Origin of the sequence: Prevotella amnii DSM 23384 = JCM 14753, assembly GCF_000378745.1 — a bacterium.
In the GTDB taxonomy this organism is placed as follows: domain Bacteria; phylum Bacteroidota; class Bacteroidia; order Bacteroidales; family Bacteroidaceae; genus Prevotella; species Prevotella amnii.
In genome coordinates, this window is the sequence record NZ_KB905265.1 from 103,529 (window position 1) to 126,011 (window position 22,483).

Annotated in this window: 19 protein-coding genes; 1 reads left to right on the forward strand and 18 read right to left on the reverse strand. The window is 34.4% G+C overall.

The window, feature by feature from the left end; all coding sequences use genetic code 11:
* Positions 1 to 25: 25 nt before the first annotated feature.
* The 12 genes from tsaD to F596_RS0100645 form a co-directional block, all read right to left on the reverse strand.
* Positions 26 to 1,057 (reverse strand): tRNA (adenosine(37)-N6)-threonylcarbamoyltransferase complex transferase subunit TsaD, encoded by a 1,032-nt coding sequence (tsaD, locus tag F596_RS0100585; RefSeq protein WP_019035452.1) that lies wholly within the window; start codon positions 1,055 to 1,057, stop codon positions 26 to 28.
* Between the two features lie 52 nt (positions 1,058 to 1,109).
* On the reverse strand, positions 1,110 to 1,973 hold the full coding sequence (gene map, locus F596_RS0100590; RefSeq protein ID WP_008447049.1) for a type I methionyl aminopeptidase: 864 nt from the start codon (positions 1,971 to 1,973) through the stop codon (positions 1,110 to 1,112).
* 120 nt (positions 1,974 to 2,093) lie between these two features.
* Positions 2,094 to 2,573, reverse strand: coding sequence for an SsrA-binding protein SmpB (gene smpB / locus F596_RS0100595; protein ID WP_008447066.1), 480 nt, complete (start codon positions 2,571 to 2,573; stop codon positions 2,094 to 2,096).
* Positions 2,566 to 3,078 (reverse strand): DMP19 family protein, encoded by a 513-nt coding sequence (locus F596_RS0100600; protein ID WP_008447126.1) that lies wholly within the window; start codon positions 3,076 to 3,078, stop codon positions 2,566 to 2,568. The genes smpB and F596_RS0100600 overlap by 8 nt, the downstream gene beginning before the upstream one ends.
* Before the next feature lie 143 nt (positions 3,079 to 3,221).
* The gene (locus tag F596_RS0100605; protein WP_248621388.1) at positions 3,222 to 4,373 is read right to left on the reverse strand and encodes a phosphoethanolamine transferase; all 1,152 of its coding nucleotides are present in this window, start codon (positions 4,371 to 4,373) and stop codon (positions 3,222 to 3,224) included.
* A 701-nt stretch (positions 4,374 to 5,074) separates the two neighbouring features.
* Positions 5,075 to 6,436 (reverse strand): dipeptidase, encoded by a 1,362-nt coding sequence (locus F596_RS0100615; protein ID WP_019035456.1) that lies wholly within the window; start codon positions 6,434 to 6,436, stop codon positions 5,075 to 5,077.
* A 120-nt stretch (positions 6,437 to 6,556) separates the two neighbouring features.
* On the reverse strand, positions 6,557 to 7,933 hold the full coding sequence (gene hemG / locus F596_RS0100620) for a protoporphyrinogen oxidase (RefSeq protein WP_019035457.1): 1,377 nt from the start codon (positions 7,931 to 7,933) through the stop codon (positions 6,557 to 6,559).
* Positions 7,933 to 9,144 carry an MFS transporter gene (locus F596_RS0100625; RefSeq protein ID WP_024992569.1) on the reverse strand — a complete coding sequence of 404 codons (1,212 nt, stop codon included), beginning with the start codon at positions 9,142 to 9,144 and terminating at the stop codon, positions 7,933 to 7,935. Before F596_RS0100625 ends, hemG begins: the two co-directional genes overlap by 1 nt.
* Positions 9,145 to 9,178: 34 nt before the next feature.
* Positions 9,179 to 11,230, reverse strand: coding sequence for a TonB-dependent receptor (locus F596_RS0100630; RefSeq protein ID WP_019035459.1), 2,052 nt, complete (start codon positions 11,228 to 11,230; stop codon positions 9,179 to 9,181).
* Between the two features lie 463 nt (positions 11,231 to 11,693).
* The gene (locus F596_RS0100635) at positions 11,694 to 12,710 is read right to left on the reverse strand and encodes a FecCD family ABC transporter permease (RefSeq protein ID WP_019035460.1); all 1,017 of its coding nucleotides are present in this window, start codon (positions 12,708 to 12,710) and stop codon (positions 11,694 to 11,696) included.
* Positions 12,710 to 13,858, reverse strand: a complete 1,149-nt coding sequence (locus tag F596_RS0100640; RefSeq protein WP_019035461.1) for an ABC transporter substrate-binding protein — start codon at positions 13,856 to 13,858, stop codon at positions 12,710 to 12,712. Before F596_RS0100640 ends, F596_RS0100635 begins: the two co-directional genes overlap by 1 nt.
* A 62-nt stretch (positions 13,859 to 13,920) precedes the next feature.
* Positions 13,921 to 15,507 carry an NAD(P)/FAD-dependent oxidoreductase gene (locus tag F596_RS0100645; protein ID WP_019035462.1) on the reverse strand — a complete coding sequence of 529 codons (1,587 nt, stop codon included), beginning with the start codon at positions 15,505 to 15,507 and terminating at the stop codon, positions 13,921 to 13,923.
* Positions 15,508 to 15,799: 292 nt separating this feature from the next.
* Between F596_RS0100645 and trmD the strand changes: the two genes are divergently transcribed.
* The gene (trmD, locus tag F596_RS0100650; RefSeq protein ID WP_019035463.1) at positions 15,800 to 16,477 is read left to right on the forward strand and encodes a tRNA (guanosine(37)-N1)-methyltransferase TrmD; all 678 of its coding nucleotides are present in this window, start codon (positions 15,800 to 15,802) and stop codon (positions 16,475 to 16,477) included.
* Between the two features lie 97 nt (positions 16,478 to 16,574).
* Here trmD and rseP read toward each other — a convergent pair whose 3' ends face one another.
* The 6 genes from rseP to tsaB form a co-directional block, all read right to left on the reverse strand.
* Complete coding sequence (gene rseP, locus F596_RS0100655) at positions 16,575 to 17,975, reverse strand: RIP metalloprotease RseP (RefSeq protein ID WP_019035464.1); 1,401 nt, start codon at positions 17,973 to 17,975, stop codon at positions 16,575 to 16,577.
* A gap of 41 nt (positions 17,976 to 18,016) precedes the next feature.
* Entirely contained in the window at positions 18,017 to 19,171 is a 1,155-nt protein-coding gene (locus F596_RS0100660; RefSeq protein WP_008447025.1) for a 1-deoxy-D-xylulose-5-phosphate reductoisomerase, read from the reverse strand.
* A gap of 62 nt (positions 19,172 to 19,233) precedes the next feature.
* Entirely contained in the window at positions 19,234 to 19,755 is a 522-nt protein-coding gene (rimM, locus tag F596_RS0100665) for a ribosome maturation factor RimM (protein ID WP_019035465.1), read from the reverse strand.
* A gap of 17 nt (positions 19,756 to 19,772) precedes the next feature.
* Positions 19,773 to 21,086, reverse strand: coding sequence for a UDP-N-acetylglucosamine 1-carboxyvinyltransferase (gene murA / locus F596_RS0100670; RefSeq protein ID WP_008447017.1), 1,314 nt, complete (start codon positions 21,084 to 21,086; stop codon positions 19,773 to 19,775).
* Positions 21,087 to 21,089: 3 nt separating this feature from the next.
* Positions 21,090 to 21,689, reverse strand: a complete 600-nt coding sequence (locus tag F596_RS0100675; RefSeq protein WP_008447005.1) for a DUF4290 domain-containing protein — start codon at positions 21,687 to 21,689, stop codon at positions 21,090 to 21,092.
* Between the two features lie 48 nt (positions 21,690 to 21,737).
* Positions 21,738 to 22,430 (reverse strand): tRNA (adenosine(37)-N6)-threonylcarbamoyltransferase complex dimerization subunit type 1 TsaB, encoded by a 693-nt coding sequence (gene tsaB, locus F596_RS0100680; protein ID WP_019035466.1) that lies wholly within the window; start codon positions 22,428 to 22,430, stop codon positions 21,738 to 21,740.
* Between the last annotated feature and the right edge of the window lie 53 nt (positions 22,431 to 22,483).

Genomic DNA, 22,483 nt, shown 5'->3' on the forward strand with positions numbered 1-22,483 from the left:
ATTTGTTTATATAATAAAAAACTTTTTATTCAAACGTAACCTTGCTAAATGCTGGAATATCTATTGAGGCAAACTTTTTGTCTCTATATTTAAATACACCCACCATTGCTATCATCGCAGCATTATCTGTGGTATAACTAAATTTAGGAATATAAGTTATCCAACCATACTTTTTAGCATGTTCCCCAAAAGCATTACGCAAACCGTTATTAGCTGATACTCCACCAGCAACTGCAACATGCTTTATACCAGTATCTTTAACTGCTCTACGCAATTTTTTCATTAAAATATCTACGATAGTATGCTCCAAACTTGCTGCTATGTCTTCTTTATGATGATCTATGAAATCAGGATCTTCTTTTATCCACTTACGCATACTATAAAGAAAAGATGTTTTCAAACCCGAAAACGAATAATCATATCCAGTAACATTAGGCTCTGCAAACTTATAAGTTAGCGGGTCTCCTTTACGAGCTAATTTATCTATAATAGGACCACCAGGATAACCAAGCCCCATTACCTTTGAACATTTATCAATAGCCTCTCCTGCAGCGTCATCTATAGTCTGCCCCAATACTTCCATATCATTATAAGCATTTACCTTTACTATCTGCGAATTTCCTCCAGATACTAAAAGGCATATAAAAGGAAATGGAGGCTGATTATTATCTTCCTCATTTTCTTTTATAAAATGCGCCATTACATGACCTTGTAAATGATTAACCTCTATCAAAGGTATTCCTAATGACCTTGCAAATCCTTTAGCAAAACTTACACCTACCAATAAGCTTCCCATCAAACCTGGCCCTCGAGTAAAAGCAATGGCAGATAATTGCTCCTTAGTAATACCTGCACGCTTAATTGCTTGATCTACTACTGGCACTATATTCTGTTGGTGCGCTCTTGAGGCAAGCTCTGGAACTACCCCTCCATAATCTTTATGCACTTGTTGTGATGCTGTTACATTACTACAAATAACTTCATTATGTAAAACTGCTGCACTTGTATCATCACAACTACTTTCTATAGCTAATATATAAATATCATCGTTATCCATTTCAATAAAACTATTTAAAGTTTATCATAAGATAAAACTCCTTAATTTATACTTAATATGTAAGAATTTCCAAGCCGTTTTCTGTCATTAAAAAAGTATGCTCCCATTGTGCTGATGGCTTTTCATCACCTGTAATAATTTCCCAACCATAAGGATCATCAGCATCAAGAAACACTTTCCATGTTCCCATATTAATCATAGGCTCTATGGTAAATACCATTCCCGGAACTAATACCATACCAGTACCACGATGACCAAAATGTAACACCTCTGGCTCTGTATGAAATTCTAATCCAACACCATGTCCACATAAATCACGCACAACACCATAGCCATACTTTTCTGCATGCTTTTGAATAGCTGCGCCTATATCACCTACAAAGCCATAAGGCTTAGCTGCTGCAGCACCTATATCAAGACATTCTTTCGTTACACGCACAAGTTGCTCTTTTTCCGGAGTAGTCTTTCCACCTACTATAAACATACGACTAGCATCAGCATAGTAACCATCTACAATTACTGTCATATCTACATTTATAATATCACCCTCCACTAATATATCTTCTTTCTTTGGTATGCCATGACATACCACCTCATTAATACTTGTGCAGACACTTTTAGGGAATCCTTCATAACCAAGAGTTGCTGATATTGCATTATGATCCTTACAATACTGCGCACATATATCGTCTATATCCTGTGTACTTATACCAGGTCTTATAGCTGCCTCACAAGCATCTAAACAACCTGTATTCACTACACCTGCACGACGAATACCTTCTATCTCTTCTGGAGTTCTAATCAAATTACGAGTAGGTACTAACTTTCCTCTTTTTTCTAACTCCATTATTTTTAGATCCATTTCTGTTGGCTTTTGACCTGATAGGCAATGCCATCTCTTCTTTTTTAATTGCATAACATCTTTTTATTTAAGAGCAGAGGGAACTAAATATTGAGAGTCCTTACTTATAACTATTTTCTTACTATCATAATAACATGAACTTCCAACTTATCAACAATTCCTCCTCCTTTTTTGTTAATAGCGCTTACGCACTCTGTCCATTTCTCTTTTATCTTCTTTCGCCTTTAAAACTTGACGTTTATCATATTCTTTCTTACCTTTTGCCAGTGCAATTTTTATTTTTGCACGCCCATTATCATCTATAAATACAAGTGTTGGAATAATAGTGTAGCCAGGTGCCTGCGAATCAGATTCTAAAGCCCTAATTTCTTTTTTGTTCAATAGTAATTTCCTCGGACGTTTAGCTTCATGATTAGCATACGACCCATAAAAATAAGGCGAGATGTTCATACCTTGTACCCACATCTCACCTTTATTTATAACGCAAAAAGCATCCACTAATGAAGCCTTACCCGCCCGAATAGATTTTATCTCCGTACCCGTAAGCACTATTCCAGCAGTATATGTATCTACAAAGAAATATTCAAAAGAAGCTTTCTTATTACGAATCTGCACTGATACCTTACGCTTTTTTGATTGCTTTTCGTTATTCATCTTTTTCTATTTTTGCAAATTCATAAATATGGTCATCTATATAAGCTGCAACACACTCCATCCAATGCTCCTCATTTATAACAAACTCATCATCAAACTCATCAAACTCTGGCATTTGTTCAAACAGAGCCATAAAGTCATTATCACTCATTTCACGCTCTATCTGCTCATGATATTTGTCATAAAACTTTTTAGCATGCTTTATATGAGTATATAAATCCCTTATGCCCCAATTACGCATAGCTACAGCAAACGGATTGCGAAAAATAAAAGCTCCGAAACCATTATAGATCAACTGAACATATCCTCCAACAGAGACTTCTTTATGCAAATAATCCCAAGCTAATAATGTTACTTGATCAGAATTCAACTGCATCATAGCTTCTTTTGTCAGCTCTCCTCCAATGGCTTCCTTTATACTTTTCACAAATACTGCAACAAAGGCATCTACACCTTCATTTACAGCCTTCTTTATATCTGCTTCTTTAACCTTAACTTCTATCATATTCAATGCAAAGATAATTAATAAAATCGAAAAAATATATTAATTATTAGGCATTAAACTCTATTTTAAACTATTAACGTTCCTTTTTGTTTTTTTACTTTAAGTGCAAAATTATAATTTAATAAACCCCTCACATAGCTATATTACCTATTTTTTACATATTTATCATAATCTTTATCTGCTATGATTCGTTTTCTTGCAACATAACTTGGACTTATCAAATCCCTATCTGCTTTATACCATTTTGTTTTCATTCCTACTATATGGAATAGAATCTGACAAACATTATCTGTCATAAAAGGTTTATCCTTTGAAGCTCGTATTTCTTTAACTAATTTAGGATATTTTTTCTTAAATGAATTTGAATACCATATAACAAAAGGCACCTCGTATTGATATTTCAATAAATTAGGAGTAACGCCGCTACCTCCTGCATTTCTTCCTTTTGAATCCCTGTAATCGTATATTTCTTCTCCGTGATCTGAGAAATAAATCATAATCGTATTTTTATTAGCATATTTTTCTGCTATCTTCTTAATAACATAATCATTATAAAAAGTAGCATTATCATATTCTGCAATATCTTGCTTTTTATCTTTTGTCAAATAGCTTTCACTACGCTTTATATCTTTATAAGAAAACTTTGAAAACTTTTTGCCATGTGGGTACCTTTCACTTGCATCTATATGTTGCCCAAACAAATGAAAAATAATAAGATTTTTCTTTCCCATCATGCTTTCTCCTTTTTTAAAGAAATCATTAACCAAGTCTTCATCATATAAAAAACTTTTATCAAATGCGTATGTATATGCATACTTTTGCAACTCTCTATTATACATAAACGAATTAACAGAAAAAGTAAAAAAAGCATTTTTCAAAAAATCTCTTTGGATGTCCCACATCAAGACCTTATAACCTGCCTTCTTAAATAGAATAGGAAAATAGGGCGTTTGATACCATTCTTCGCCATCACTCAAACTATTACAACAAAATGTGTTTTTCTCCACTAGTGTTGTAGAATTAAATGGAGCCACAACATCACTGAAAGCCACAAGATTACCTTTATGCTCTTCTGTATCCATAAAAGGAGTAGTTTTTAGCTTATATCCATAAAGAGATGCATGCGACTTTATAAAAGATTCTCCAAGTACATAAATAATATTTATAGAATCGTTTACTTCATCAGTTACTGGCTGACGATAAATATCTTTGGTTAAATTTACTGCTATTTTTATTTCATTTTTAGTTGCTTCTAAAGCATGAATAGAATAAGCAGTCGATGTAAACGAATCCATTGGAAATGGAATGTTTTCTATTACCCAACTTTCTAAATCTGCATAAGTTTGACATTTATACAACGTATAATATAGTTTGGAGCTGAATATTCCTGCTATAAGCAAAAACACAGAAATAATACCAAATATAAATACCAAAAACTTTCTTTTTAACCATTTTTTTTCTCTTATCTTTTTCCATAGTCTTTCAAAAAACACAATTATAGTTATTAATACTATAACAGACACATAAGTTATTATAGCTCCTTTGGAAAAAACAAAAGCAGTAAAAAACTCAGAAGACTCTCTCCCATTAGTTTCTACAATAAGCTGAACTATAAGCGGAGATATTGAAGTTCCAAAAACCAACCAAAGGAACATATATACAGCAAAAAAGAATACAGTTATAAAATAGAAGATGGTTTTTAAAAAAATATTTTTTCTCGTTGCGCAAGAAAAAATAACAGATAGCAAAAAAGAAATGCTATAATATTTTAAATTACAACACCCCCCCCCAATTTAAAATAGAATCTTTTAATGTATTAAGACACATACAAAAAACAAAGATCACTATAAAAGGAAGCTCTTCAAGAATAAAGTTTCCTACTTTTAAAAAAGAATGTAACAACTTTTCTTTCATTTATTATAAATTTTAAAAAGAGCATACCTTGCTCTTTCTTTTATATTAGCAAGATATGCTTTAGTTAGTAAAATATTTGAAATTATTCTTCTTTATCGTATTCTAAATGGAAATTAATAACAGTCTCTATACCTTTTTTCCAAAGAGCTATTGGCATATTTTCGTTTGGAGAATGGATAGCATTAGACTCTAATCCAAAGCCCATTAAAATGCTTTTAGTACCAAGAGTTTTTTCAAAAGTAGAGATTATAGGAATACTTCCACCAATACGAACAGGCAAAGGACGTTTCCCAAAAACTTTTTCAAAACCTCTTTCTGCTGCTTTATATGCAGGAATATCAATAGGACAAACATATCCATACCCCCCATGTAACATTTCTACTTTTACATGAACAGTCTTAGGAGCCACCTTATTAAAATAATCTACTACTAATTGCCCTATCTTTTTATAATCTTGCTTTGGCACAAGACGTGAAGAAATTTTCGCATATGCTTTTGAAGGAATTACAGTTTTTGCACCTTCGCCTTGATAACCGCTCCAAAGACCACATACATCAAATGAAGGACGATAGCCTGTACGCTCTATAGTGCTATATCCTTCTTCACCAAAAATATCCTTAACGCCAATAGATTTCTTATATTTCTCCTCATCAAAAGGTATAGATGCTACAAGACTGCGCTCTTCTTCTGAAGCCTCTTCTACGTCATCATAAAAACCAGGGAAACGTATTTTTCCATCAGGGCCAGTAACATCGCCTATTAGTTTACAAAGAACATTTGCAGGATTAGCCACAGCACCTCCAAAGGTTCCTGAATGAAGATCATGATCAGGACCTGTTACTTCTATTTGCCAATAAGACAAGCCACGCAAACCAGTCGTTATAGAAGGAACGTCAGCACCTATTAAGGTTGTATCTGAAACAAGAATAATGTCACATTTCAATAACTCTTTATGCTCTTCTATAAAAGGTCCAAGACTGGCAGAACCTATTTCCTCTTCCCCTTCAAAGATAAATTTCATGTTATGTTTCAACAAATCATGCTTGTTGAGATATTCAAAAGCCTTAGCCTGGATAAAAGACTGCCCTTTATCATCATCTGCACCACGCGCCCAAATATGACCATCTTTAATAACTGGCTCAAAAGGCTCTGTTCTCCAAAGCTCAAAAGGCTCTGCTGGCATTACATCATAATGACCATAAACTAATATCGTTTTAGCTTCAGGATCTACTATCCTCTCTGCGTAAACCATAGGATTACCTTTTGAAGGCATAACCTCCGCCTTATCTACACCTGCTTCTAAAAGCAGCTCTTTCCAACGGTTAGCACATTTTACCATATCCTCTTTATGAGCAGGCTGCGCACTTACACTTGGAATACGAATAAGACTGAATAGCTCTTCAAGCATTCTTGCCTCATTCTCTTCTATATATCTTTTTACCATATAGCTATTACTTTAGATTGCTTCTTTTTAAGGATAAAACACTAACTTATAATATATCTATTTGCAAATATACTACTTTTCACCTTAATATCAATATAAAGTTGCTATAACTTTTACATCTTACTTACAATACTTCGCAACATTTTCTGCCACATCTACTGCTTGCTTTATTCTATCCCCCATGCCTATTCCGTCTTTTAGGTTTCCTGCTATATGTAAACCTTTGTATTTATACTGAAGAGCATCAATGGTAGACAAGCGAGCATCCGTAGATAGCGTATACTGAGGAATGGCATGCTTATGACGATAAATACGAATTACATCAGCAGAAGTACCCTTAGGATAACCTAACATTACGTGAAGCGATTTGTTTACCAACTCTTCCAGCTGAGCATCAGTCTTATCAAGATATTCCGGATGTATAGCACCACCTATAAAAAAAGCGTATGTAGCTCCACCTTTTGGCGAACGATTACTAAAACATGCTGAAGGCATAAGAATACCCAATACATCTTTTTTCTCACAAGAAGGGACTAAACCTCCAAAGGCGTTCCACTTAACATTGCCAGTATTCTTTATTCCTACCCCTATTTCTATAATAGGAGCATAATAAAGATTATCAAGTGTGTCTAATTGGGCTTTTGGCACAAACTTTAATAATGACGGCAAAGCATATGACGGACAAGCCGTTATAAGATTATTTGTTATTATTTGCTCTTCATTGCATGATATTATATATTTTCCATTATTAAAGTTTATTGTAATATTATCACAACCTAGTGTGATATTATCTGAGCCTATACTCTTGCCAAGAGAACTTATTAATGTATGAAAACCTCCTTTAGTAGAAAAAATCTCATTGGTAGCCCGCTTCTCACGCGCTGTTTTACCTTTTCTTGCAAGATGTATACTACCTTTAATAAAACTTCCATATTGTTGCTCAAGATTATAAAGCTTTGGTAATGCTAATCTGGTAGGAAGAGAATAAGGGTTTCCTGCATATACGCCTGAAATAAAAGGATCTACAGCATAGTCTACAAACGACTTCCCAAGTCTTCGTTCTGCCATACTTCCTATACTCTCATTAGGGTCAGTCCCTTTACTTCGCCACGGCTCTCCTAAAATCCTAAACTTATCTCTCATACTAAAAAGTGGCGTCTTGACAGCACTTAACAATCCTGATGGGAGCGCATGAAAATTATTATCCTTCCATATCAATCTACACTTAGAGGACGCAAAAGAAGATTCGAAAGAACTACTATCCCCTAAATCATCAAACAGCTCTGCCACTTCAGGATATTTCACTGTACCCGAACTTGGACCTTTTTCAAAGGTAAACCCATCAACTACCTCCGTTTGCATTAAGCCACCTATATAATTTTCTTTCTCTAACACTTCTACATCAACACCTAAACCCTTTAGATGCATAGCACAAGTTAGACCTGTAAGTCCTGCTCCTATAACAACAGCTTCACGCTCTCTTTTATTATTCTCCATTATATTATATGGTATTTTGTTTTGTTTTTAAAAAATCTAAGTATATATAGTACACTTAGAACAGAAATAAATATTTCGACAGCAAACAAACCACTATAATTTAAGTGATGTGCCACAAAACCTGCCACTGCTGCTATGATTATACCAGAGAGATGTGTAATAACAATCTGAATAGTAAAGTCTGTACCTTCACGACCATGCCGCACACATTGCATTGCAGATGTATATACCACTACTGTAGCCAGACCATAACATATCTGAACATACACGATACCTATTATAAGAGCTATATGATTAAAGGGAAGCAAGTTGATAATAAAAAAATAAACAGGTGCTAAGCAAATAGCAAGTGCCACTATAAAACGAGTATATAAAATGCCTATATACTTAATTATAAAACCTGCAACAAAAGCCATAACAAACGAACAAAACGTACCTAAAACACCTATATAAAATCCTATTTGCTTAATATCATAACCACAATCTACCATATATGGTCTTAACATAGATATAATACCTATAAGCCCCATATAATAAAGCAACAAAAAACCTACTTGCCGCCAATTATCCATAGAAGAGAAGAAGTAAAGAATATCTCCAAACGTAGCTTTCTGAGAAGGTTTAGGGGTCTTAGCTTTCATTCCTTTATTTAATAATAAAGGTATAAGCATTATAATAACAAAGAAGGCTAAACATAATACAACAGTTAGCCAACCATAATTTTTTAAGACTATAAGTAATACTCCCGATCCTAACAAAGCTCCTCCAAAACTACCCATAGACTGCATACTATTTAACATACTACGCTCTCTTTTTACAGATGTTATAATAGCTAAAGCATCGGTAGCTATGTCTTGAGTAGCAGAAGCTAATAATGATATAAAAACAAGTATAAGAATCAGTAATAGGTTACTTTGCACATTAACCAGACTTGTTATAACAAGTGCTAAAGCATAGACGCTCTCCGTTATTATGATAGTACGCTTATAATGTGCTATTGTTATGCAATTCCTATCTATAAGTGGCGACCAAAATAGCTTTAAAAGCCATGGCAATCGAACGAGATTAAGTAATCCAATAGTAGTAAGACTATAATGACCTTCACGCATTATTACTTGTAATGCAGTCATCAGAAAAGACGAAGGCACCATTTGCGCTATATACAAGCAAAAAAAAGTAATTAATGAAAAAGATTTATTAGTCTTATTCATACTGGTTTACTCAATCATTGTTCTTTATATAAAATCAAAAATCAACACTTAATGAAGTTCCAAAACTAAGGGGTTTGCCTTGCTGTACATAGTTTCCACCATACTTAAAGCCATAAGCTATATAATCTGTATTAGTAAGGTTCTTACCCCAAAGAGTCCATGTAAAAATACCTTTAGTAAAACTAACCTTAGTATTAAGCGTAGCATAGAAATTTTGATAAACAGCGTTATCATCTGTCCAATATATACGTCCTAAACCTGTTACACCTGCATTTAATCTTATCATATCAAACCAGCCTGCATTTTTTATAGTATAGCTGTTATTTATAGATAAGGTATGGTTAGGAACCATTGGTAGATAGTTATGAGAATAATCTGCATTATCATTCATCTTATAATCTAAATACGTTGCATGCGTAAAACCATAGTTTATTGTAAAGTCTAAGTCCTTAACAGGATGATAACCTAACCCTATTTCAAATCCCTTGCTATTAGTATGCCCTGCATTAAGCACTTTATTGCCAATACCTGGTATTTGATAAGTAGTTTGCATATCTCTCCAATCGATATAGAAAAGCGATGCTTCTGCTGTTAACTTACCTTGTAGAAAGTTTAATCTGGCACCTGTCTCGTAGTTCCAGCTATACTCTGGACCATACGAGCGGTCAGCTTCTGTCTTTAAACTCACATTATACCCACCGGGCTTATAACCACGGGTAATACTTCCATAATATAAATTATGCTCTTTAGTAGTATATTGAATAGCAACCTTTGGGGTAAACTGTGTAAAACTTGCCTTATCAGTATAATTTAATACGTTCATACTTTTATCCATAGCTAAATTGAGCAAGTCTTTGTTATAATCAATCTTTGAATGTTCATAGTCAAAACGCAAACCAACAGTAGCCGACAGTCCACGCCAAATATTATACGAGCTTTGATGATATATAGCAAAGGTTGTAATAGGAGTCTTATAAGAAGTAGGAGTAGCTACTTTCTTATTAAAGACATTTACTTGTACAAACTGATCAGTATAATCTAACATTCCAAACATACCCACTATCCACTGGTAACGACGCTGATCGTTCGATTTTAGCGTAAACTCCTGCGATACCATATTTTGGCGAAAGTTATTTACAACAAAGAGAAGATCTTTCGGTGTAAAATCTTGATCAATACCTAAATGCGTCTTAATAAACTGATATGATGTCTGACTATTAAAACTTATTTTATTATCGCTATACCGTGCATTAAAACCTGTAGATGATATTAAACGTCTAAAGCTGCTATAACGATTATAACTAACCGGTGCTACCTTATTTGCTTTAACATCATACAATGAATATGGATACCCACCTTGATCGCTATAGCTAAGAGTGGAATTAAGATGAAGCAACCATCTGTTAGCAGGACGCCAATAAAGCCCTATCTTACCTTCCACCTCGTTAATATCATCTGCATTTTTACCTAAATACTCATTTTTAAACATACCGTCATTATGATGATAAGATATAGCTGAAGATACTCCAAAGCTGTTAGAAAAACGCTGATAAGTAGACCCCTGAGCCACAACATCATTATACTTACCATACCCTAAAGAAAAACGTGTGTGCTGGTAATCTATAGGATTATGTGTATAAACATTAATAATACCCCCTATAGCATTACGCCCATAAAGAGTGCCTTGAGGGCCACGATATACCTCTACACCGGCAACATCACTCATATCAATATCAAATGCAGATGCTTCAAAGTGAGGAATACCATCTACATAAAAACCTACGGCAGAGCCTTTAGCCTTCACACCTATACCTCTAACGTATATAGGAGTATTAGCACGAGAGCCATAATCTGGCATAAAAAAATTAGGAACAACTCCTGAAAGCTCTTTTAAGCTTGTAATACCTTGCCCATTAATCTGATTAGAGTTAATGCTTGATACTGATATAGGAGTAAGATTACGCTTGTTGCGCTTGAAATCTGCCACTAAGACTTCCTTCATCTTGTAAGTATTAGTAATTGTGTCTTTTTCCACTCCTTGGTAATTACCAAGCATCAAAGATAATAGTAACAGAGAATTAAACATAATGCTTTTATTTTTGTTTTTTACGCTGCAAAGTTACTCCTAACTGAAAGTTTACACAATCGTTATTTATAAGGATATTTACCTAAATTATAATATAAATTCATTTTATAACATAACAACACTATACCAAACTTAACACTATCATTTAAATTTGAATAATAAAGACCCTACTACTAAAAAAAAGCTGAATGCTTCACCTTATAAGCAGCATAATAACACATATTCTTATGATAACAACTATAATAGATATGATATAAAAAGGTAAAACATTATACTTTACATAATGATAAATGATGTTTAAGAAAGAAAAATAGATTATTTTTACTATAAAAATAATTTAAAAATGTATGAAAAATAATTTATTTTTATTCGTGAAACTATCCCTTTGTTCTAACAAATGTGCTCTTTTCCCACAACAATATATATGCTATTATCTTCTTAAACATCATATCTTTGCTATAATTTATTTCCTTTTCCTTATCAATACATATATAATGACAGGGGCACCAACTATAGGCGTTACAACATTTAAGGGTAACATACCTCCCTCTCTTGGAAGAGAACATAGCAAATTACATAATAAGGCAATAAAAGAACCACTTAACAGTGTTACAGGAAATAGCTTTGGTTGATGTTCCGACTTTAATATCAATTTTGCAATATGTGGAACAGCCAAACCTAAGAATAAGATAGGACCACAAAAAGATGTTGTGATAGATGTTAGCAGACCTGTCAATATAAGCAGAAGAGTTCGCATTTTAGTAGTATTTACGCCTAAACTCTCAGCATATAAAGTTCCTAACGATAATATATTCAATGGTTTTATAAAAAGCAAAGATATAAAAACACCTAATAAGCAAAGTACCGAAAAAGGTAATAACATCTCAAAAGAGACTCCACCAAAATCGCCTAACCCCCATATCATATAGTTTTTTACTTCGTTTGATGAAGAAAAAAAGTTGAACAGAGAAACTATAGAAGAAGACATATACCCTACCATAATACCTACTATTAACAACATCGTATTACTATGTACAAGATGGGACAACGCAGATATAAGGATAGTAACAAACATAGCTCCTAAAAACGCTGCTAACAAAATAGCTAAAAATCCTGTAAAGGAAAAGCTATAAAAAGAAAAAGTACCTCCTAAAAATAACATCACTAAAGCAACACCCAAAGCTGCACCACCATTAATACCAAAAACATCAGGACCAGCCAAAGGATTACTAAAAACTGTTTGCAATATCAATCCATTAATAGCTAAAACACCTCCACATAACAAAGCTGTTACTGCCTGTGGGAACCTGCTTTCTAACACTATAAAACGCCAGCTATCATTTTCCACCTTTCCCCCCTTCAATATATCTACAACCGCAGAAAAAGGTATATCAACAGCTCCCACGCTAAGATTAAGGCAAAACATTATCATTATACCTATTAATAACAATGTAATAACTACTATATAACGCTTACTCATTACATACTTTTGTTAACAGAAACACGTCTATAGTATCGCAAAGGAGCTATCTTAAGATCTGGGTGAAAGAGCTGAATGAAGTCTTGCAAAAGCCAGTCGGGTCGCCAGCTAACCTCTTCAAAATAAGGAGTTTTATCTACTTTACAACCATACACCTCCGCAACCTTATAAGGATGAAAATATTTATAATAAGGACACTCCTCTAATAACGTATTAAGAGAAAGATTGCCAACATAAGATAAAACCCAAAAATCAGACTTGCTAAATTTAGAAAAGACAGTTTCTATAGGTAAAGCCAAACTACCGCTATGCTTATCATTACTATAAGCATACTTACCTATAGCATCTTTATAAAGCCTTCCTATACTACTCTCTCCGCCAGGGATATACCACACAGCTCCCACCTTACGGTCTGGTAATATGCTACGAGACACTTTACTCCTTTTTGCCAAACTATGTAATCGCCAATAATTATTCTTTACAACATTAAATAAAGAGTCACTCTCTTTTTCCTTATCAAAGAGCATACCATAAAACTTCATCCACTCTGCCCTACCTAACGCTGAACTCTCCATATATTCAGCACATTCTATCAAAGGCAAACCTGTCTTTCCCAACATTCCATAGCTGCCGCTATTTTCAAAAGGTGATACAAAAATTGCTTGTGGCTTAAGCATTATAATTTTTTCAATATTAGGCTTCATAGATTCCCCACAATTAACAATCTTACCTATAGCACCCTCTTTCATGTTAGCACGCTTTTGAACATCGGGTATCAACATATATTTAAGATCTGTTACCCCTACTATAGCGTTTTGGCATTTAAGCATTTCTAACAAATTAGCATGCACTGTTGTAAATATCACACTACGCTTTAAAGGAACCAAAAGGAAGTCTGCCTTACCACTTAAATCTTTCTTAAGATAATGATCAGATAAAAAGTAAGTATGTAATATAGACTTTTCTTTCCAAGGATTAAGAATTTCTACCTTTGTATAGTCAGAATACTTTACTATTACTATGTTTTTAGCATACTCTAACCTTAAAGTATCACCACTATTAACATCTGCTTTATCTACACTTTTCCTAATATTACAACTTGTAAAAACTAATAAAACAGAAAAAAATAAAAGACTATATTTATACATATATCTAAAAAAAAACGCTAAGAATTTTTATAAAAACCCTTTATAATAAGTTTTATAAGCTATCATAAACCGAGTCTACCTAAATAATCCGCAACACTTTCTGCGCATCTTTCACCATCTATACCTGCACTAACAATACCACCTGCATAACCTGCACCTTCTCCACAGGGAAAAAGTCCTCTTAAACGTATATGCATAAGCGACTCACGATTACGCAAAATACGCACCGGAGCACTCGTTCTTGTTTCTGAAGCTATTAACACCGCTTCATTAGTAAGAAAGCCAGATGCATTTTTTCCAAAAAGACGAAATGCCATCTGCAAGCGTTCTGATATAAACTTTGGTATCCAAAAATGAAGTGGACTTGAAAGTAAACCTGGCGCATAACTCGACTTTGGCAAGTCATACGATAAACGATTATTTACAAAGTCTGCCATACGCTGTGCTGGAGCTACCTGAGATCGTCCGCCTTGCTGCCATGTATTGCGCTCCAACTCTTCTTGATAAGAAAGCAACCTTAAAACATCATCACCATCTATATCCTCAGGATTAATCTGTACTACCATTCCTGCATTAGACCATCGTGTGCCACGATTAGCAGGACTCATACCATTAGTTACTACTTGTTCTGCACCAGTAGCCGAAGGTATTACAAAGCCGCCAGGACACATACAAAAAGAATATACCCCTCTGCCTTTTACTTGAGTTACAAAAGAATATTCAGCTGCAGGTAAATACTTTCCACGCCCTTCCTTGTTATGATATTGTATCTCATCTATTAAATGAGAAGGATGCTCCAAACGAACACCTATTGCTAAGCCCTTAGCTTCTATATCTCCTTTAACCTGTGCCATATAACGATAAACATCACGTGCAGAATGGCCTGTTGCTAATATTACAGGTCCGAAAAATTCTAACTCCCCACAAGTATCACTCTCTCTTTTCTGCTCAACAGCCTTTACACCCTTTATAACATCTCCCTCTGTAATAAAGCTTATCATTTTTGTTTGGAAACGTACTTCACCACCACATCTAAGAATAGTATTACGCATGTTTTCTATTACATGAGGTAATTTATCTGTACCTATATGAGGATGAGCATCTGAAAGAATAGAAGTGCTTGCTCCATGCTGACAAAAGACATTTAATATTTTTTCTACTGAACCACGCTTCTTACTACGAGTATAAAGTTTTCCATCTGAATAAGCTCCAGCTCCACCCTCACCATAACAATAATTTGACTCGCCATTTACCTCCTGACTCCTCGATATCTGCGCTAAATCTATCTTGCGCTCACGCACATTCTTCCCACGTTCTAACACTATAGGACATAAACCTAACTCTATTAAACGCAGAGAAGCAAAAAGACCGGCAGGACCTTCTCCTACCACAATAACCTTAGGAGCTTTACTAACATCTTTATAATCTATATGCAAATAAGCCTCATCGTCTGGCTTTTCATGTACATATACACGAATATTAAGATTAACATATATATTTCTGTGACGAGCATCTATAGACCTCTTTAATATACGTACTGCACTAATATCCTCTAAAACAAACCCCTCTTCTTTAGCAAGATAAGATTTTAAATTAGCCTCATTATAACCTATCTCTGGTAAAACCCTTATCTGATATTCTTTAATCATTATATACTTCTCTTTAGCTATGTAATACTACAAAATTACATAAATATCTCTTTTCTCTATTGTATATTGCACTTTTTCTTATTATTTTTGCCCTTACTTTTAGGAAAACCTCTGCACGCTCCAAAAGAGAATATACTTTAACACATAAAAAATGTCTGTAAATAATCTAAGCAAGACAAATGGCAAAACTGCTGTGATAAATGTTTATAGAAAATATATCACCAATTTTATAGCTTTATGGTTATTTCATAATATTAAAATAATAACAAAGATAAAAACAATTTACTAAATAATGAGGATAGATATCATAACAGTACTGCCAGAAATGATAGAGGGCTTTGTACATGAAAGCATTCTTGCCAGAGCTGAAAAGAAAGGTTTAGCCAAAATTACCTTACACAACCTACGCGATTATAGCAATGACAAATGGAAGCGTATAGACGATTACCCTTTTGGAGGACAAGCAGGAATGGTTATGCAAATAGACCCTATATATCGTTGCATAACAAGTTTAAAAGAAAAACATAAGTATGACGAAATTATTTTCACATCTCCAGACGGGGAACAATTTAATCAGAAAATGGCTAACGACCTCTCTTTAAAAGAAAATATCATAATTTTAGCTGGACATTATAAGGGAGTAGATCAACGCGTGAGGGATCATCTCATTACACGCGAAATATCTGTTGGCGATTATGTCCTTACCGGTGGAGAATTGCCTGCTGCCATTATTACCGATGCTATTGTACGACTCCTTCCCGGTGCTATTAGCGATGAACAAAGTGCACTTTCTGATTGCTTCCAAGACAACATGTTATCAGCACCTATATACACACGACCTCGTAGTTATAATGGCTGGGATGTACCTGATATACTTCTCAGTGGTAATGAAGCTAAAATAAAGCAATGGGAGTTTGAACAAGCTATGGAGCGAACTAAAAGACTAAGACCCGATCTTTTAGATGAATAACTTTTCATAAATTTATAATTATAATAGATAAAGAAAAAGCGACATTTACTTCTTATAAAATGTAAATGCCGCTTATATGTTTTTTATTATTTCTTCCTTACATAACACCTATCCATCGTAGAATATCATTAAGATTAGCCCATACCATAAGTAGAATAAGGATACCAAAGCCTACATATTCAGCATAAATAAGAAATTTTTCTGACGGTTTACGATGCGTTATCATCTCATATAAAAGAAACATTACATGTCCACCATCTAAAGCTGGAATAGGTAATATATTCATAAATGCAAGAACGATACTAAAGAATGCTGTTAGATTCCAAAATAAATACCAATCAAAGACTGAAGGGAAAAGGCTACCTATCGAGCCAAATCCTCCCAAGCTCTTTGCGCCATCAGCAGAAGCCAAATACTTAAAGTTACACACATACCCCTTTAACACACTCAATCCATGCTTAACACCTGCAGGAATACTTTCCCAAAAATCATATTCCTGATGTGTTGGCTTATAGTATGAAGCAATGCTTGACTGATAAACACCCATTTTTAAATCGGGCGTTAGTAACATTTTTATAGTATCTAACTTTGCAACACCTTTGTGTTGTACTATCAATTCTACTCTACGAGCAACTAAAGAATCTTTATGTGTATTCTTTACTGTCATTATATCATTCAAAACAGAAGTTTGATAGTTTATATCCGACCAAGTGTATACAGGTTTTCCATTAAAAGATTTGATATGATCGCCTGCTTTTATACCTATTTTTGCTGCAGGAGTACCTGCCATTACACTGTCTATACGAGCAGGAATATAAGGCTCAGCAAAGAGCGGACGCTCCTTTACCATTGATAACATATCAAGATTCCCTGGTAGATATATGCTTAGTTTTTTACCTTTACGGATAATATCCACACGCTTAGCTTGTGCTATTTGACGAAAGAAATCACCATTCATATTAGCATATTCGCGAAAAGCTCCTTCATCAGTACCTATCAGCACATCTTTATCTTTAAAGCCTAACGCCTTAGCCTGCTCATTAAAGCTCATACCCATAGAAAGATCAGAAACCTTATAATAAGTATCACCCCATGTAAACATTATCATTGTATAAATGAAAAGTGCCAAAAAGAAATTAACAAGCACTCCACCCAACATGATTAGCAGCCGTTGCCAAGCTGGTTTAGTGCGAAACTCCCAGTGCTCTGGCTTCTTTGCTAACTGTGCAGTATCCATGCTTTCATCTACCATTCCTGATATTTTACAATATCCACCAAATGGTAACCAGCCTATACCATATTCTGTATCACTGTTTTTAGGTTTAAATTTAAACAGTTTACCACTCCATTTACCAATAGAAACATCGAAAAACATATAAAACTTCTCTACTCTAACTCCAAAAAGTTTAGAAAAGAACATATGTCCTCCTTCATGAAGTAACACTAAAAGCGAGAGAGCCATTAGTAGTTGGAGTGCTTTTATCAAAAATACTTCCATTAAATATTTGCTTGTTTATTTATTATTACTATATTTGTTAATTAATGTTGCATTAAGTCTTGTGCCACTTTACGTGCTTCTTCATCTGTTTTTACATAAACATTATAATCAGGGTTAGCATCAAAGGACACTCTTAACATTGTTCTCTCAATGATATCAGCCATATCTAAGAACGAGCAAACTCCTTTCCTAAACCCTTCATTTACTATTTCATTTGCAGCATTTAGTATACATGGCATATTCCCTCCTTTATTGATAGCATAATAAGCCATTGCTAAACATTTAAACTTTTCAACATCTGGTGGGAAAAATTCAAGTGGCTTTTCAAACAGATTTAATCGCTCACTATTAAGACGTATGCGCTCTGGAAAAGAAAAAGCATACTGTATAGGAAGACGCATATCAGGCATTCCAAGCTGTGCTTTAACGCTACCGTCAATAAATTGGACAGCACTATGTACTATACTTTGCGGATGTACTAATACTTGTATCTTATCTGCAGGTATTCCAAAAAGCCATTTTGCTTCTATCACCTCAAAACCTTTATTCATTAAAGAAGCTGAATCAATAGTAATTTTAGAACCCATCTCCCATGTAGGATGCTTAAGAGCGTCATCTGCAGTTACATATTTTAGTTGTTCATTGCTAAATAATCGGAAAGGACCACCTGAACAAGTAAGTAGAATTTTCTCTATTTCATTATCCCCTTCACCTACTAAACTTTGAAAAATAGCACTGTGTTCACTGTCTACAGGTATTATAGGCACATGATACTGTTGTGCTAACTTTACTATCAATTCTCCTGCTACTACAAGTGTTTCTTTATTAGCTAAACATATTTTCTTTCTTGCTTTTATGGCATGAATAGTAGGTTCTAAACCTGAATACCCTACCATAGCAGTGAGAACTATATTAATTTCGCCCGATTCTACTATCTCTTTTAAAGCTTTTTTGCCAGCATATACCTTTATATTAGGCATATCTCGTAAAGAGTCGACTAATGCTTCGTAATGCTTTTCATTTGCTATTACTACGGCTGCAGGCTGAAATTCTCGAGCTTGCTTAGCAAGATCTTCCCATCTATTATTAGCTGTTAGAGCATATACCTCATAACGATCAGAATGTTGTCTTATTACATCTAAAGCTTGAGTACCTATACTTCCAGTAGAACCTAATATGCAGATTTGCTGTTTCATATATATTTTTATATCCTAAATAACAATTTTATTTTATCTAAAACTTGATAATAATATTTATCCTAAAGATCTAATAATCCTTCAGGAATAACCATTTTAATTATCTTTTTTGAAGTATCAATACTTTCAAATAGATTATTATTAGCAGGAATAAGCAGTTCTTGACCTCCTAAAGTTGTTACCTCAAAGAGAGTATTTACTGTACTGTCATCTATACCTGTTATTTTCCCTATCGTCTTTCCCGTCTTATTATCTATTAAAGTGTAATTTACAATCTGTGATAATGATAGACTTTCAGATTTCTCTTCGGCTATTTTCCTTGGGAACAGTACAACGCTGCCCGTAAGACGACGTGCTTCTTCTTCTGTATTAATATCCTCAAATTTTATAAGAGCCATCTGCTCTGAGCGGAAACGATATTCTTCTATAAAGAAAGGCACCAATATACCATCTAATTCTATTAACAAATAATCAGCATCAGTAGTATCAAACACATCATCACTGAATATGAATTGCATTTCTCCATGCACTCCATGTGGCTTACCTAAATAACCTATTTTATAGACGTCTTCATGTCTTATCATATATATTATGCTTAATCTTACTTATTTGCCACACGTGTTATTTTAGCTCCTAATGCGTTAAGACGCTCTTCTATATCTTCATAGCCACGATCTATTTGTGCTATATTATCAATACGACTTATCCCTGGAGCTGAAAGGGCTGCAATTAAAAGAGCTATACCTGCTCTAATATCAGGGCTAGACATTCGTCCTGCTCGCAACGTACGTTGGTGATCATGCCCTATTACTACAGCACGATGAGGATCGCATAAGATTATTTGTGCCCCCATATCTATGAGTTTATCAATAAAAAACAGTCTGCTTTCAAACATTTTTTGATGAAAAAGCACACTTCCTTGAGCCTGCGTAGCTACAACTAATAAAACAGAAATAAGATCAGGACTTAATCCTGGCCATGGAGCGTCACTAATAGTCATAATAGAGCCGTCTATGAAAGAGTCTATAACATAGTGATCGTGGCGAGGAATAAAAAGATCATCACCATCTACCATTACTTGCACACCCAATCTTCTGAATATATCGAGCATAATACCAAGATTTGCTACCGAAGTATCTTTTATCCTAATACCTTCTCCCACCATGACAGCCATACTAATAAACGAACCTACTTCTATCATATCAGGCAGTATTTTGTGGCTTGTTCCATGTAGTTCTTTCACGCCTTCTATAGTAAGCAGATTACTCGCAATACCTGAAATCTTAGCTCCCATACTGTTAAGCATTTTACAAAGCTGCTGAATATAAGGTTCGCATGCGGCATTATAAATAGTAGTAGTGCCTTCTGCAAGAACAGCTGCCATAATAATATTAGCAGTACCTGTTATTGAAGCCTCATCAAGAAGCATATAAGTACCATGAAGCCGCTCTGCTTTTATTTCATAAACATCTCTCCCTTCTAAATGAACAAAATGTGCTCCAAGATTTTTAAACCCAATAAAATGAGTATCTAAGCGCCTTCTACCTATCTTATCTCCGCCAGGTTTTGCTATTGTAGCAAGCCCAAAACGTCCCAACAAAGGGCCATACATAAGCACACTACCACGAAGAGAAGCACATTTTTGTACAAATTCTATGCTTTCTAAATAATCTAACTTGATATCATCAGCTTGAAAAGAGAACCTTCCAGAAGATAGCTTTTTAGTCTTAACTCCTATTTCTTGTAAAAGCTTTATAAGGTTATTTACATCTAATATATCTGGAACATTATCTATAATAACCTCTTCTTTAGTGAGGAGGATTGCACTAATTACTTCTAAAGCCTCATTTTTTGCGCCTTGAGGTGTAATGGTTCCACTTAACCTATGACCTCCTTCTATAAGAAAAGATTCCATAAATTACGACTTTTTCTTTCTTTTATTTTGTACAAAATCCTTCTCGTTAATCTTATCGAAACGAAAAGTATTAAGATCTATCTGTATAACACCATCTGTTAAACGAGCTAAATCTGACGCCACACGAGCATTATCACTAGAGCCATGTGCCCATTGTATAAGATCTCGTTTCATCTGATTAGCTACCGAACGCACTAACATATCACGTTCTTGACCTGGAGACATCTTCCTTAGCTTTTCACATAATTCATAGACAATACTTCCATAATGCTTAATAGGATTAACCTGATGTGGATAAGATAAAGGCTCTGGCTTTTTCGCAATAGATAATGCTTGAGATACATCATAAGGATAGTCTATATCCAACTTGAAGCCTGACATAAGTGCTAAATGATCCCAAAGCTTTTGCATATACCCTTCATTACTACGATTTTGGGTATTCATTCTGTCCATAATAGCTATAATACTTTCTGCACAAGCCTGACGTTCGGCCTTAGTAGGTAGTGTTATTGCATAATCTATCATGCTTTGAACCTCTCTACCATACTGAGGTAATATTAATTTTTCTCTTTGAGTGTTATAGTCTAATCCTTCTATATTCATTAGGTGGAAATATTTATTTTAAGAAAAACATCCGTTAAGTAAATCTATTTATAATAAAGGTTTTGCCGATTTAGCTACGAAATCTTTTAAATAAGTGGGAACAAAATAAGCAACATCTTCAAACCTATTATTCAAAAAGCGTTTCTCTGCAAGTGGAAACATATATTTGGCCAAAGGCTCTATGTTGTCAATGAAATGAGCATTATTATGCTTTATCATATCTTTACACTTAGAAGCACCATTTCCGAAAAAGTAAACAGGGCCTTTATCTAAATATTCTTTAAAGCTCTTCTCATCTATTACTTTTGCTTCCAAACTATTCTTTGCTTTTAAACCACGATCAAAAACCTGAGAATAAACCTCCATTCGTCGTGCGTCTAACATAGGTGCTAACAACGCATCTTCAGGTATATTATTATTATGTAACAACACCGGCACTGATAATAGCTCGAGTGTAGGTACTGCTATCAACTTAATATCACGTCCATAACAAATCCCTTTTGCCATAGACACACCTATACGCAATCCCGTATAAGAACCAGGACCACTACTAACAGCAACGGCGTCTAAAGGAATAGCATGATTATCTGTAAAAGATATAGCTTCATCGACAAAAGAGCCGAGACGCTCTGCATGATTAGGACCACTACAATCTTGTAACTCGAAGATGCAAACACCATCTTCGCTTACTGCTACTGAGCACACATTTGTACTCGTTTCTATATTTAAAATGCAAGACATAAAACAATAGCTTTATTTTAAATTAATGTGCAAATTTACTCTTTTTCCACTCG

Excerpts from the sequence above, each read along its gene's own strand:
- tsaD (WP_019035452.1), bottom strand. The coding sequence starts at position 1,057 with ATGGATAACGATGATATTTATATATTAGCTATAGAAAGTAGTTGTGAT.
- map (WP_008447049.1), bottom strand. The coding sequence starts at position 1,973 with ATGCAATTAAAAAAGAAGAGATGGCATTGCCTATCAGGTCAAAAGCCA.
- smpB (WP_008447066.1), bottom strand. The coding sequence starts at position 2,573 with ATGAATAACGAAAAGCAATCAAAAAAGCGTAAGGTATCAGTGCAGATT.
- F596_RS0100600 (WP_008447126.1), bottom strand. The coding sequence starts at position 3,078 with ATGATAGAAGTTAAGGTTAAAGAAGCAGATATAAAGAAGGCTGTAAAT.
- F596_RS0100605 (WP_248621388.1), bottom strand. The coding sequence starts at position 4,373 with ATGGATTCGTTTACATCGACTGCTTATTCTATTCATGCTTTAGAAGCA.
- F596_RS0100615 (WP_019035456.1), bottom strand. The coding sequence starts at position 6,436 with ATGGTAAAAAGATATATAGAAGAGAATGAGGCAAGAATGCTTGAAGAG.
- hemG (WP_019035457.1), bottom strand. The coding sequence starts at position 7,933 with ATGGAGAATAATAAAAGAGAGCGTGAAGCTGTTGTTATAGGAGCAGGA.
- F596_RS0100625 (WP_024992569.1), bottom strand. The coding sequence starts at position 9,144 with ATGAATAAGACTAATAAATCTTTTTCATTAATTACTTTTTTTTGCTTG.
- F596_RS0100630 (WP_019035459.1), bottom strand. The coding sequence starts at position 11,230 with ATGTTTAATTCTCTGTTACTATTATCTTTGATGCTTGGTAATTACCAA.
- F596_RS0100635 (WP_019035460.1), bottom strand. The coding sequence starts at position 12,710 with ATGAGTAAGCGTTATATAGTAGTTATTACATTGTTATTAATAGGTATA.
- F596_RS0100640 (WP_019035461.1), bottom strand. The coding sequence starts at position 13,858 with ATGTATAAATATAGTCTTTTATTTTTTTCTGTTTTATTAGTTTTTACA.
- F596_RS0100645 (WP_019035462.1), bottom strand. The coding sequence starts at position 15,507 with ATGATTAAAGAATATCAGATAAGGGTTTTACCAGAGATAGGTTATAAT.
- trmD (WP_019035463.1), top strand. The coding sequence starts at position 15,800 with ATGAGGATAGATATCATAACAGTACTGCCAGAAATGATAGAGGGCTTT.
- rseP (WP_019035464.1), bottom strand. The coding sequence starts at position 17,975 with ATGGAAGTATTTTTGATAAAAGCACTCCAACTACTAATGGCTCTCTCG.
- F596_RS0100660 (WP_008447025.1), bottom strand. The coding sequence starts at position 19,171 with ATGAAACAGCAAATCTGCATATTAGGTTCTACTGGAAGTATAGGTACT.
- rimM (WP_019035465.1), bottom strand. The coding sequence starts at position 19,755 with ATGATAAGACATGAAGACGTCTATAAAATAGGTTATTTAGGTAAGCCA.
- murA (WP_008447017.1), bottom strand. The coding sequence starts at position 21,086 with ATGGAATCTTTTCTTATAGAAGGAGGTCATAGGTTAAGTGGAACCATT.
- F596_RS0100675 (WP_008447005.1), bottom strand. The coding sequence starts at position 21,689 with ATGAATATAGAAGGATTAGACTATAACACTCAAAGAGAAAAATTAATA.
- tsaB (WP_019035466.1), bottom strand. The coding sequence starts at position 22,430 with ATGTCTTGCATTTTAAATATAGAAACGAGTACAAATGTGTGCTCAGTA.